General features: G+C 56.0%; 10 protein-coding genes. 6 read left to right on the forward strand and 4 right to left on the reverse strand.

Features of this window, described 5'->3' with window-relative positions; translation table 11 throughout:
• The first annotated feature begins 62 nt into the window (after positions 1 to 62).
• The 3 genes from MHI24_RS29495 to MHI24_RS29505 all read left to right on the forward strand — a co-directional run bounded on the left by MHI24_RS29495 (position 63) and on the right by MHI24_RS29505 (position 4,023).
• Positions 63 to 785: an MgtC/SapB family protein gene (locus tag MHI24_RS29495; protein WP_340023109.1), complete on the forward strand. Its 723-nt coding sequence runs from the start codon at positions 63 to 65 to the stop codon at positions 783 to 785.
• Between the two features lie 82 nt (positions 786 to 867).
• Positions 868 to 1,860, forward strand: coding sequence for an aldose 1-epimerase (locus MHI24_RS29500; RefSeq protein ID WP_340023110.1), 993 nt, complete (start codon positions 868 to 870; stop codon positions 1,858 to 1,860).
• Between the two features lie 351 nt (positions 1,861 to 2,211).
• Positions 2,212 to 4,023 carry an LTA synthase family protein gene (locus MHI24_RS29505; protein WP_340023111.1) on the forward strand — a complete coding sequence of 604 codons (1,812 nt, stop codon included), beginning with the start codon at positions 2,212 to 2,214 and terminating at the stop codon, positions 4,021 to 4,023.
• 16 nt (positions 4,024 to 4,039) lie between these two features.
• Here the strand turns inward: MHI24_RS29505 and MHI24_RS29510 are convergent, their stop codons facing one another.
• From MHI24_RS29510 to MHI24_RS29525, 4 genes are all read right to left on the reverse strand, one after another.
• Positions 4,040 to 5,035: a hypothetical protein gene (locus tag MHI24_RS29510; protein WP_340023112.1), complete on the reverse strand. Its 996-nt coding sequence runs from the start codon at positions 5,033 to 5,035 to the stop codon at positions 4,040 to 4,042.
• The gene (locus MHI24_RS29515) at positions 5,032 to 6,039 is read right to left on the reverse strand and encodes a hypothetical protein (protein WP_340023113.1); all 1,008 of its coding nucleotides are present in this window, start codon (positions 6,037 to 6,039) and stop codon (positions 5,032 to 5,034) included. The genes MHI24_RS29510 and MHI24_RS29515 overlap by 4 nt, the downstream gene beginning before the upstream one ends.
• Complete coding sequence (locus MHI24_RS29520; RefSeq protein ID WP_340023114.1) at positions 6,036 to 6,950, reverse strand: WYL domain-containing protein; 915 nt, start codon at positions 6,948 to 6,950, stop codon at positions 6,036 to 6,038. The genes MHI24_RS29515 and MHI24_RS29520 overlap by 4 nt, the downstream gene beginning before the upstream one ends.
• A 142-nt stretch (positions 6,951 to 7,092) precedes the next feature.
• Positions 7,093 to 7,281 carry a hypothetical protein gene (locus MHI24_RS29525; RefSeq protein ID WP_238649835.1) on the reverse strand — a complete coding sequence of 63 codons (189 nt, stop codon included), beginning with the start codon at positions 7,279 to 7,281 and terminating at the stop codon, positions 7,093 to 7,095.
• A gap of 196 nt (positions 7,282 to 7,477) precedes the next feature.
• On the opposite strand from MHI24_RS29525, the gene MHI24_RS29530 reads away from it, so the two are divergent.
• The 3 genes from MHI24_RS29530 to MHI24_RS29540 are packed head-to-tail and all read left to right on the forward strand — an operon-like array spanning position 7,478 to position 11,625.
• Positions 7,478 to 8,491: a substrate-binding domain-containing protein gene (locus tag MHI24_RS29530; protein WP_340023115.1), complete on the forward strand. Its 1,014-nt coding sequence runs from the start codon at positions 7,478 to 7,480 to the stop codon at positions 8,489 to 8,491.
• 33 nt (positions 8,492 to 8,524) lie between these two features.
• Positions 8,525 to 10,402: a sensor histidine kinase gene (locus MHI24_RS29535; protein WP_340023116.1), complete on the forward strand. Its 1,878-nt coding sequence runs from the start codon at positions 8,525 to 8,527 to the stop codon at positions 10,400 to 10,402.
• A 2-nt stretch (positions 10,403 to 10,404) separates the two neighbouring features.
• Positions 10,405 to 11,625 (forward strand): response regulator, encoded by a 1,221-nt coding sequence (locus tag MHI24_RS29540; RefSeq protein WP_340023117.1) that lies wholly within the window; start codon positions 10,405 to 10,407, stop codon positions 11,623 to 11,625.
• The last annotated feature ends 282 nt before the right edge of the window (positions 11,626 to 11,907 follow it).

Genomic DNA, 11,907 nt, shown 5'->3' on the forward strand with positions numbered 1-11,907 from the left:
TGCTTTTCAGGTATACTGATCTAAGTGCCATGGCGGCGAAGAAGGAGGAAGCATTCATAGATATGGACCTGTTACACACTGAAGCAATTATTAAACTGCTGGTGGCCATGCTGTTCGGGCTGTTCATCGGGATTGACCGGCAATTGAAGCAGAAGCCGCTGGGAATCCGGACCAGTATGGTCATCAGTATCGCCAGCTGTCTCGTTACGCTTGTCTCGATACATGCCTATGACAAATTCGGCGGACCGGAGCATCCGAGCATGGACCCGATGCGCCTGGCGGCGCAGATTGTCAGCGGAATCGGGTTCCTGGGGGCAGGCGTCATTCTGCGCCGGGGCGGGGATGCCATCTCCGGGCTGACCTCGGCGGCGCTGATCTGGACGGCTTCCGGCATCGGGATCGCGGTTGGCGCGGGCTTTTATGTAGAGGCGGGCTATGCGGTGGTGCTGCTGATGTTCGCGGTGAACGCCGTGCCTTATCTGATCAAAGCGATCGGACCCGAGGTGCTGAACAAACATGAGATCTCCATTAAGATTATCATGGAACCGAACTATATTCTTACCGATGTCATTCAGAAGATTGAGCAGCGGCACGCTATCGCCGACACGCGCAAAGCGCGCAAGACCGGACGGACCATCCGGCGGATGAAGATCAAGGATCTCGACGACGGACGGCAGCTGATCGATATGGTCGTCTCCGCACCGGATAAGGAGTATGCGACAGAAATCTACTATGATGTCAAAAAAATTGAGCATGTCATGAGCGTCGAAGTTGAGCAGCTGTAAAAATGACATGTTGCCATTCCGGCAGATGTGGTACTCTATCTAGGAGAGAGTCATTTTGAACTTATGGAAGGAGATTAATGTAATGGCATCAATTACAGCTTTTGAAGGACACTATGAGGGAGAAGCAGCGGTCTGGCTGAAGGCCGGACGTTATGAGGCTGCCATTCTGCCCGGGATCGGAGGCAATCTGATCTGCTTCCGCGATACTGAGAGCGGTTACCGTTTCCTGCATGAGCCTGGCGCGGAAGAGATGGAAGCGTTCAAAGCCAATCCCGGCATTCACGGCATTCCGGTATTATTTCCGCCTAACCGTTACGAGGATGGAGAATTCCCTTGGGAGGGTAAGACCTACCACCTGCCGGTCAATGAACCCGCCACCGGGAACCATCTGCACGGCTTCCTACATACAGCAGCATGGGAAGTAGAGGAATTCGGCAGCGGCGTAAGCGAAAGCTTCGTCACTGTATCCATCAAGGTGGATGAGAATCACCCGTCCTATCAATATCTGCCGTTCAAATACACCGTGAAGCTACGCTATACGCTCGGCGAAGCCGGCCTGTCCCAGCAATTGCTGGTTCACAACGACGGTGATGTGCGGATGCCTTGTCTGCTTGCCTTCCACACGGCGGTGAATGCGCCGTTCGCACCAGGCAGCACAGCCCAGGATTACCGTGTCAAGCTGACCATCGGGGACCGCTGGGAGCTGAGCGACCGGATGCTGCCGACCGGCAAGTTCCAGGAGCTGACTGCGGATGAGCTGGCGATGAAAGGGGAAGGCGTGTATCCGTTCTATGCCTCGATGGACAACCACTATACCGCTGCCGCCCAGAACGGCCGCAACCGGATGGAGCTGACTGACAGCAAGGCCGGGGTTACCCTGGTGTATGATGTCGGCACCTCCTACAAGCAGTGGATGATCTGGAACAACGGCGCGACTGAAGGCTTCTTCTGCCCTGAGCCGCAGATCAACCTGGTGAACGCACCTAAGGTAGATCTGCCGGCGGATGATATCGGCCTGTTCGGTCTGGAGCCGGGCGAGTATTGGGAGGAGAGCAGCCGTCTATATGTGAAGTAGGGGAGATAGCTCGAACAAGTAAAACCCACTTAGGGCTCAACCGTGACTACAGAGAATGTTTGACTTCCGGTCGCTGTTAGGTTTGTATTTCCTGATTTAAACTGCTGTTCGCAGTAGAAATACAACCCTAAAGGCGAACGCTATCGCTCCTACAGTTCAAACTTCTCCTCCATCACTCTACCCTAAGTGTAAAATTACTAATTCAAGCTATCTCTGTGAGAAGAGAGTAGGAAGAGCAAAGAGAGCAGCATCAGCGCTGCTCTCTTTTTTCTGGTTTTGGATGCTGAATTTTAAGGCGGTTTTAAGCAAAAAGGCGTATACTACTCCTTTAACAGTTAGGAGTGGATGGATTTGTTGCGATTATTGCCTACTAAGCGTTTATTGTATTTGCTGATTGTTCTGCTGGCTGTGGGGTTCGGTCTGAATTTCTTTCTGCAGACGGCTACGTTCCGTATGAATCTGTCTCAGGCGCTGGAGTGGATTGGCACCAATCCATTGCTATATATGAGTGGAAGCTTGTTTATTTTCTGTGTCCTGCTGCTAAGCTCTGTGATTGTGCCGAATACCTATGCGGGACCGGCTGTGGTCAGTCTGTTGTTCCTGCTGCTTGGCATCGCCAGTGATCAGAAGCTGGCGACGCGCGGGGAGCCGCTGTTTCCGTGGGACCTGATGCTGCTGAAGAATGCTGAAGGGATGAGCAAGATTACCAGCGGGATGATCTCACCGGTTGCAATTATTGTTGCTGCTGCGCTGGTTGCCGGTCTGGTCTATCTGATTGTTAAGCTGCCGAAGAACCGGATCAGCTTTCCATTGCGGGCCGTGCTCGGCGGGATATCTGTGGGGCTGAGCGCGTACTTCCTCGTGCTGGTCAGCAGCCAATCCCCGGTTGTGGCAGCTATGAATTACCAGAATATCTTCTGGAACCAGAAGGTCAATTATACACAGAACGGATTCGTGTACGCCTTCGCCGGGAATCTGCGGCAGAGCCTGATGGAGAAGCCGGCGGGCTACAGCCGTGAGGCAGTGGAGACGGTGGCCGCCAAGTATGCGGCATTGCCGGATGCGCCGGTGCAGGCCGGCCTGGACGAACAGCCGAACATTCTGTTTATGATGAATGAGGCGTTCTTTGATCCCACCCGTCTGCCCGGGTATACCCTGAGTGAAGATCCGCTGACATTCATCCATGGGGCGGCGGAGCAGACCCCGTCCGGTTATTTGCTGTCCCCGGAATTCGGCGGCAATACAGCCAATGTGGAATTCGAGGCGCTGACCGGGCTGTCGATGTATTTCCTGGGAGATGGAACGATTCCCTATCAGCAGCGACTGGTCAAAATGTCCTCCCTGCCGTCCATCGTCAGTATTCTGAAGGACAGAGGCTATGAGGCGCTGGCGCTGCATCCGTTCGATGAGACCTTCTACAACCGCAACCGTGTCTATCCTATGCTCGGCTTCGGCCGCTTCACCAGCGAGAAGGATCTGCCGGATGCGGCCCGCCTGACCCCGGAAGGATATATCTCGGATAAGGCCGCGGTTGATGAGGCGGTCAGCCAGCTCAAAGCAGCCTCCGGCCCTGCTTTCCTGCATCTGGTGACGATGCAGAATCATTTTCCGTTCACCAAAGGGCTGAACGGACCGAACACCATCACCGTCCAAGGCGGACTGCCGGAACAGAAGGATGAGCTGGAGACCTATATGCAGGACGCCAAGCTGACGGATGAGGCGCTGGCCTATTTGCAGCAGGAGCTGTTGACAATTAAGCGTCCAACCATTGCGGTCTTCTGGGGAGACCATCTGCCGGCACTCTCGGCCGGAATCTATACAGAAGCAGGCTGGGACCAGCAGCCGCGGCTGAAGCATGAGACCCAGCTTATGATTCTGGCGAACTTCGATATTGGAAAAGAGCCGCTGGGCAGCCTGAGCCCAGCCTTCCTGGGTCCCGCAGTCTTCAAGCTGTCAGGCCAGACCTTGCCCGCCTACTACAAGCTGCTGGAGCGGGTGCGCGAAGCCGTTCCGGGCCTGAGCAAGCAGGTGCTGATCGGACCGGGTGACAGCGGCATCCTGAAGGAGCTGACTCCGGAGCAGCAGGCGCTGCTGGACGACTACCGCCTGATTCAATATGACCTGCTCGAAGGGGAGCAGTATGCGGCGAAGCTGATGTTCTAACCGTGAAGCGGGAAGGTCAGCGCAGTCCGATATCATGGAATCGGTTCTCGATCGGCTCACGGAGCAGATGGCGGATGGACTGGATCGCTGCGGTCTCGATACGCTTGGCTTCCCGGAGGAGCGGGAGCAGGGAGTCAGCATCAATGGAACCTGGAGCCGCTGGCGCATGTACAGGCTTTTTGTTAAGAGTGACGGTAATTTCATTATAGACAGCAGTCAGAGCCGCATAATGTTCTGCAACGCCATCAACTTCTGGCCAATACTGGCAGGCTTCCCTTGCGTAGGCAGCAGTGTCCTGTTTCAATCCTGCATAGAAGATCAGCGTCTCATAGGCTCCGGCAGTATCATAGGTCTTGTCCGCCAGGGCTTCCAGCATGGCATCATAGGCCTTCAGGCCGCAGGCATAATGCGCTTCCGGCAGCATCGGATCATGAACCTCTGCCTTGTACACCGCCTGAATGAAGGACTCTCTGATCACCTGAACGATATCCTTCCGGATCTGACCTTCATAGATCTGGCCATACCAATAAGGTGATTCATTCCTTCCGAATTGATCGTAAGGCAGCTCCAGCTCAGCGGCAGACGTATTTTCCCTGTAATAGAAAAGCTGCCGCTCATCATCACAACGGGTAATCACCACGAAACGGTCCTTCCAGCAGACCACCCCGGTGCCTTGTTCAAGGGATTGGCGGATTGCCGTAATGGCCTGCCTCTGATAGAGAGGGAAGGTGGGGCTGAAGTTAAAGCCTGCACCCTGGCTGGCGATAATGCCGATCAGATCTGCAGCTACGTAATGTTCAGCCGCCCAGTTATATGCCGTAGCAGAATCCGGGTGAAGCTGTCTGTGCACAGACAGGCGGAAGCATAAGGCCGTCATTCCGGCCAGCATCGGCCTCGACAGCGTGAACCAGCCTTTGGCCGACAGGACCTGGTGCATGGCATCTGCAAAATAGAGCGGAACACACGGATGATCCACTACGGCAGATACGTGCTTATTATGGTGGTCCTTCATCGTGCGGTATGCACCCCCCATCTCGGCAGCGTGGACCGCTTCAGGTCCGGGTACTGTCCGGAAATTATTTTGACCCGCCCCATGGCCCGTTCCTCCAGCTCCAATGCCTTCTCCAAAGCAGCACAGAGAGCAGGAAGCTGATCCTGCACCAGCAGCTTGCGGCCGCTCTCTTCCTGAATTGCAGCAGCCAGCGGTCCGCCCAGTTCTTCCACCAGCTCAGCATACAAGCGCTGAACCTCCTCCAGCCCCGGCAATACAGACTGAACCTCCTGCAGATAAGCGGAGATCTCAATCCGCGATGTCTGGTAGGATTCGAGGATGTAGACAGCGCCGAAGCTGTCAAATCCGCCCTGCTGAAGCGCACGAATCAGGAAACTGTAGGCCAGGCGGCCTGAACCAAGGCTTACGTCAGGAAGTGTTTTGTGTGAAGTCTCCCAATCCTCCAGTGCAAGCCGAAGCGATTCAAGTACAGCATCCTGCAGCGGAATCTTCACCCGCTCTCCGACAAACATACAGTCCCAAAAGGGCGTGAAGTTAAGGCCGAAGTTATCATACAGCACAATCTGTGTCTCGCCGGACCAGCCGTCCTGTACATAGAACACGCCGTCCTCCTCATCATAACCATGAATTACGCCGAATTCCGGTATCCAGTAGATGCAGGCCAGGCCGCGGTCGAGACTCTGCTTCACATTGTCAATAGCGATCCGCTGGTACTCCCCGAACGAAGCATGTCTAATTCTCCCGCCGTCATCCAGCAAGAAGATCCCGAGATTATCGACAGCCCGGCGATGCTCTGTGCCCCACTGTCCGTAAGCTGTAACAGACATGGGGAGAAGCTTCTCATGTACGGTGAATTTGAAGGCCATGCCGCTTAGGCCGGAGAGCATGAATTTTGGACCCTCGAATAATCCGGCGGCAGTCGTTACGGCATAGAGCGCATCGGTAAAAGATTTCGATTCCCGCTTCATCTGAACGTCAAGAATTACGCCTGATCGCTTGCTCACTGTTCATTCTCCTGTTCCTCCAGCCGTTTCAACGTTGCCTCACAGATGCTGCGGAGCTTGTCCTTCAGCCATTTGGGGGCCAGGACGGCAATCCACTCTGCGCGGAGTAATTGTGCGATGAACGCGCGGGTATCATAAAAATCAACCTCATAGACATCTTCGGCGGCGGCGCGGAGCTTGTAACCGTCCCATGAGCTGTCCAGAGGCAAACTGTTCATACGGATTCTCGCCGTGAATGGCTTCAAGGGTCTGGTCTGCTCCACCGGTGCTTCAGGGCCATCCTCTCCAGGGGTGAAGACCCTGCCGGTCAGCGTTAGCTGGCGGATGCCGGACAGGCTGTAATATTCACTCCGTCCGTCTCCCTCCACAGCAGCCACCAGATAATCATCCTCTACCCGGCGGCTCAGCTGCAAAGGACAGAGATACAGCTCCTGCGGCGTGTCCTGGCCGTTCCGGTAGAGAACGTGGAGCACCCTGCGGGCCCGGATCGCCTGCTCCAGCATCTCCATGACCTGCAAGCGGTGAGGATTCACTTCAAATACAGGCAGCTTCAGCTCCCTCTCCGCAAGAGGCTGTTCCGTGAAGCGCTCAAGCAGATCTCCGACCTTGCGGATCGACTGGGCGTTCTCATAATCATAATGGCTGTACCGGTAAGCCAAATATTTCAGCACCCGCTGCTCCTCGTCTGTAATGTACAGATGGGGGAGAACGAAGCTGTTATCCTCATAGATATATCCGCGCTGCTTCGCTACATACCGGAGCGGGGCCCGCAGCGATTCCGCCAGATATTCAATATCCCGCTGCGCCTGGCGCCTGGAAATCTCGAACTGCTCAGCCAGCTTACTGCTGTTCGGATACGCCAGCTGGCGGATCTGCTGGTCAAACCACTGAATCCGGTGAATATGGCTCATGCTTCTCCCGCTCCTTCCTGTCAGCTTCCAGTATAGCTGGTGAAGACTTTTAAGGCCAGAAAGACCGCTCCTTCGAAAAGAAACAAGGATGCTGCCCGGCATCCATGCACGAAGCATGAAGCAGGGGCATCCTTATGCCAATCTAGCGGGTTGCTGCGTCTACTCTAACCTGCGCGGCTTTGTCGCAGCGCTTGCAGACCTTCAGGGCGGTGCCGTCGGATTTTATTTTGGTATAGAGCAGCTTGATTCTAGTGGAACCGCAGACCGGGCAGGTGCCGCGCCCACGGGAGGGAAGGGTCCAGAGTACCCGTCCGCGTTTGGTTTTTGGCATGTTCGTAATCCTCATTTCGTTTATTTGATGGTACTTGTCCAGTATAAAGCAGCTGGTACGACATAAAATGTCGCAGCAAATCCGGATTTCAAAGCGTAATTGACGAAATGGCTTCCCTGAGATTAGACTGGATTGGTGTTGTGGAAGAAGTGCGGTAAAGCTGCCGATTTTTAGGTTTTTGAAAGGGGTTACAATTATGAAAAAGCTCTGGCTGGTCTATGTGTTACTGATTGGAATCTTCGTGATCTATGTGCTGAATTACAAGCAGCAGAGTGATTCGGCCGACCCGTGGGAGACCGCCGGGCTGCGCGGGAATATTGAAGATAAATATGTGATGGTCACCTTCCAGCTGGGCATTGACTACTGGAAAAGCGTGCTGAAGGGCTTCGAGGATGCCGCTGAGGAGCTTAACGTCTCTGTCGAGTACCATGGCTCGACCCAGCATAATGCAAGCGAGCAGATGACCGTGCTGGAGCAGACCATCGCCAAGAAGCCGGCGGGGATTGCGATTTCGGCCGTGAATTCCAAGCTGCTCACTGCAACGATCAATAAGGCGGTGGAAAGCGGGATTCCGGTGGTGCTGTTTGATTCGGGAGCGCCGGACAGCAAGGCATACTCGTTCCTGGGAACGGATAATTATAAGGCCGGAACCCAGGCGGCGCACAAGATGGCCGAGCTGACCGGCGGTACAGGGGAGGTTGCCATTATTACCACACCGGATCAGCATAATCACCAGGAGCGGACAGAGGGCTTCACCGATACGATCCGCAGCAGGTATCCGCAGATGAAGCTGGTGGCGGTTAAGGACGGGCGGGGAGATCAGGTGGCGTCCAGAGAAGCCGCCGAGCAGCTGCTGGCTGGCTATCCGCGGCTTGCCGGGATTTTCGCTACAGAGTCCAATGGGGGCATCGGCGTAGCGGAGGCGGTTGATGCAGTGCGCAGCGGCGGTCCGGCCCCGCAGATCATCAGCTTTGATACGGATAAAGGCACACTTGATCTGGTGAAGCAGGGCAAGATTGCCGCTACCATGGCCCAAGGGACCTGGAACATGGGGTACTGGTCGCTGACCGAGCTGTTCCATCTGCACCGTGATCTGGCAGCAGACCCTGAGGCCTATACCAATAACAAGCCCCTGCCTGTCCCCGATTCGGTAGATACCGGAATTGATGTGGTCACGCGGCAGAACGTGGAGAATTATTATGCCAAATAGCAGCTTGCGAATGCCGCAGAGGGGGAACCAGTGATGCGCAGGGTCAGCGGGAACATGGAAAAGCTGAAGCTCAATAATATGCCGATCCGCTATAAGCTGATTATTCACTTTTTGCTGATCAGCATTCTGCCTGCCATCGGCCTGGGCTTCCTGATTGGCTGGACGGTGGACCGGATCGTGGAGGAGCAGAGCAACGAGAATACCATGCAGCTCATCCGCAAGGTGAATACGGCCATAGAGAGCGATGTGGAGAATCTGCAGAAAATCACCTATCTCATCTCCTTCGATCCGGGGGTGCAGAACTTCCTTAAGAACGGGGCCGGCACGGTACAGTCCGGACCGGCAGCGGGAAACGGTGAATCGGCTGAATATAACATCCGCAAATTTCTGCAGGGCTTCACGACACTCAGCTCCGAGGTTGCCGGCATTATGCTGGTTAACCGGGAAGGGGCGTTCATCAGCAACGAGATGTATGCCCGCTCCGGTACGCAGCTTACAGAAGAGTCCTGGTACAAGCAGGCTGCGGAGAATAAAGGGATATTCCTCATCGTCGGCCATCCTTACGGCCGGGCGGTCCGCTCACATGCGGATTACAAGGAGAGCGAGGTGGTCTCGGCGGTAAGGGCGATTGTCAATCCGGAAACACAGGTTGTGCAGGGCGTAGTGCTGGTGGATCTGAAGCTGCGGGTCATTGCGGAGACTGCCCGGGATGTAACGCTAGGCAAGACCGGCTACCTTACGGTAGTAGACAATAATGGAGAGCTGATCTATGCCCCTCAACACCCGCTGCTGCGCAAAATTCCGGCAGGCCTGTTCACCGAGCCGTCCGGGATCACCTCAGAGACCGTAGACGGCCGGCGGCTGCAGCTCATCTACCGGACCTCGCCGTTCACCGGCTGGACCACAATGGGGGTGTTCCCGATGGATGAATCCGCTTATGGGGTGCGGGAAATCACATTCAATGTGGTAACCTTTGTGTTTGTGGTCTGTATGCTGGGCATGACGGCTTCGTTCTATCTGGCGTACTCCATCTCCCGTCCGATCGGGCAGTTAGCCTCCTTCATGAGCAAAGCGCAGTCCGGTGACCTGACCATCCGGTACTGGGGGAACCGCTCCGATGAGATCGGGCTGCTCGGCCGCAGCTTCAATACGATGCTGGCCCAAATCGGGCGGCTGTTGTCGCTGACGGAGCTGCAGGCGCGGCAGAAGCGCGAGGCTGAGCTGCGCAGTCTTCAGGCGCATATTAAGCCGCATTTTCTCTACAATACGCTGGATACCATCCACTGGATGGCCCGCAGCAAGGGGGCGGAGGATATTGCCGAGGTGGTGCAATCCCTCTCGAAGCTGTTCCGGCTCGGACTGAGCAAGGGCAGCGATATCATTCCGCTCGCTGATGAGCTGGAGCATATTCACAGCTATTTGAAAATTCAGCATGTCCGCTACAGCTCCAAGCTGACTTATTCCATCGAAGTAGAGCCGCAGCTCCAGGAGCTGTACGTGCTCAAGCTGCTGCTGCAGCCGATGGTGGAGAATGCTATCTATCACGGCATTAAAGAGCGCCGCGGTCCCGGGCATCTCACCATTCAGGTTACGGAGCGGGAGAATACACTCTACCTTACGGTAAGCGATGATGGCGCGGGGATTCCCGCAGACCGGCTCCGGGAGTTGAAGCAGCGGCTGGAAGCGGTGGGAACCCGCGAACAGGAGCCTGCTGAGCCGGAGACTCCGGTGCAGAGCGCCGCTGGTAGCGGCTACGGTATTTTGAATGTACAAGCGCGGATCAGACTGACCTATGGGGCGCCTTACGGTCTTGAAATTGAGAGTGAGCCGGACAAGGGGACTGTGGTCACAGTCCGTCATCCGGTGGTCCGGGAGAATATACCGGTGAAGAATGTGGGAAGAGGAGGATAACCGTGCTGGACAAATGGAGAGTAATGATAGCCGATGATGAGGGGATTATCCGAGATGGTATCCGGCAATGCGTCGACTGGGAGGGTCTGGGCATGGAGGTGGTTGCCGAAGCAGAGGACGGGGAGGAAGCGCTGGAGCTGGCCGTAGCGCAGGCTATCCATATTGCGCTGGTCGATCTGAACATGCCGATTATGCATGGAATGGAGCTGATGAAGCGGCTGAGAGAGCAGCTGCCCGGCTGCAGAATTATTGTCATCACCGGCCATGATGAATTCGCTTATGCCCAGGAATCGATCCGCCTGCAGGTGAATGATTATATTCTTAAGCCGGCGGAGCCGAAGCAATTGATGGAGGTGCTGAGGGGGGTCCGCGACAGGCTGGAGTCGGAGCAGCGGCAGAGCCGGCATCTGGAGCAGTCCTCCCGGCAGCTGCAGAAGAGCTTCCCGCTGCTGCGCGAGCGCTTCTGCCAGGAATGGCTCGACGGGAACCTGAGCGCGGCCGAGATCCGGGAGCAGCTGCTGTTCCTGCGGCTGCCGCCTGAGCGGCCCGAGCTGCTCGGCATCATCCGCTGGAGATGGGAAGGCCGCCAGCCGCGTATGAAGGAGACGGAACGGCAGCTTTTCCTGTTCGCCATGGAGAATATTGCTGCGGAGCTGCTGGAGCCGTATTCCCGGGTGATCTTCCGTGACACGGCCGGTCTGATTGTCATTCTGCTATGGGATGCTGCGGGCGAGCGGGCGCTGGCCGGAGTGGAGGAGGCGGTGCGCACCACGCTCAAAATCGCCGTCGAAGCCGGTATCCGCCACGTTGAGGGCGACCTTACGGAGCTGGGGGCGGTCTACCGCAGCTGCCGGGTGGCGCTGGCTAAGGAGCAGCCGCTATCCCCACTGGTCCGCCGGGCGAAGCAGCACATCCAGGAGCATTACAGCGAATGCGGGCTGACGCTAGAGGGGACAGCGGGTTTGCTCCAGGCCTCCCCCGTCTACCTGAGCCGCCTGTTCAAGCAGGAGCTGGGCGAATCGTTCGGCTCTTTCCTGACGCAGACCCGCATCCGCCGGGCCGCACAGCTGCTGCACGCAACGGACCTGAGCATCAGCGAGGTAGCGGAGCAGTCCGGATACGAGAGCCAGCATTATTTCAGCACGGCCTTCAAGAAGCATACCGGCGTATCCCCGCTGCAGTTCCGTAAGGGCGTGATGCCTGGGGTGGGGGATGGCAGGTAGGGAGATGAAGAATAGGTATTTTTACTATGATTGCTTGGGATGCGGGTTTAGCGTTCAATGAAGAGTGAATCCGCCGAGTAATGTTTGTGAAGCGCCTGTGGTCATTAGACTACAGGCGTTTTTAATGGGCGAAGAAGCCACATGAGCAAATGTAATCGAAAAACCGATTACATTCAACCGCCGCGTGGGCAAGTGAGCAAATGTAATCGAAAAACAGTCATGACAAGACAGAGGCCTTGTCACCCCCAGGAATGAAAATAAGTGGGTGGCATCCGTCGCATC

The organism is Paenibacillus sp. FSL K6-1096 (genome assembly GCF_037977055.1).
GTDB lineage: Bacteria > Bacillota > Bacilli > Paenibacillales > Paenibacillaceae > Paenibacillus_AQ.

What these genes read in the sequence shown, in the direction of transcription:
- MHI24_RS29495 (WP_340023109.1), top strand. Translation starts at nt 63, where the DNA reads ATGGACCTGTTACACACTGAAGCAATTATTAAACTGCTGGTGGCCATG.
- MHI24_RS29500 (WP_340023110.1), top strand. Translation starts at nt 868, where the DNA reads ATGGCATCAATTACAGCTTTTGAAGGACACTATGAGGGAGAAGCAGCG.
- MHI24_RS29510 (WP_340023112.1), bottom strand. Translation starts at nt 5,035, where the DNA reads ATGAAGGACCACCATAATAAGCACGTATCTGCCGTAGTGGATCATCCG.
- MHI24_RS29520 (WP_340023114.1), bottom strand. Translation starts at nt 6,950, where the DNA reads ATGAGCCATATTCACCGGATTCAGTGGTTTGACCAGCAGATCCGCCAG.
- MHI24_RS29525 (WP_238649835.1), bottom strand. Translation starts at nt 7,281, where the DNA reads ATGCCAAAAACCAAACGCGGACGGGTACTCTGGACCCTTCCCTCCCGT.
- MHI24_RS29530 (WP_340023115.1), top strand. Translation starts at nt 7,478, where the DNA reads ATGAAAAAGCTCTGGCTGGTCTATGTGTTACTGATTGGAATCTTCGTG.
- MHI24_RS29535 (WP_340023116.1), top strand. Translation starts at nt 8,525, where the DNA reads ATGCGCAGGGTCAGCGGGAACATGGAAAAGCTGAAGCTCAATAATATG.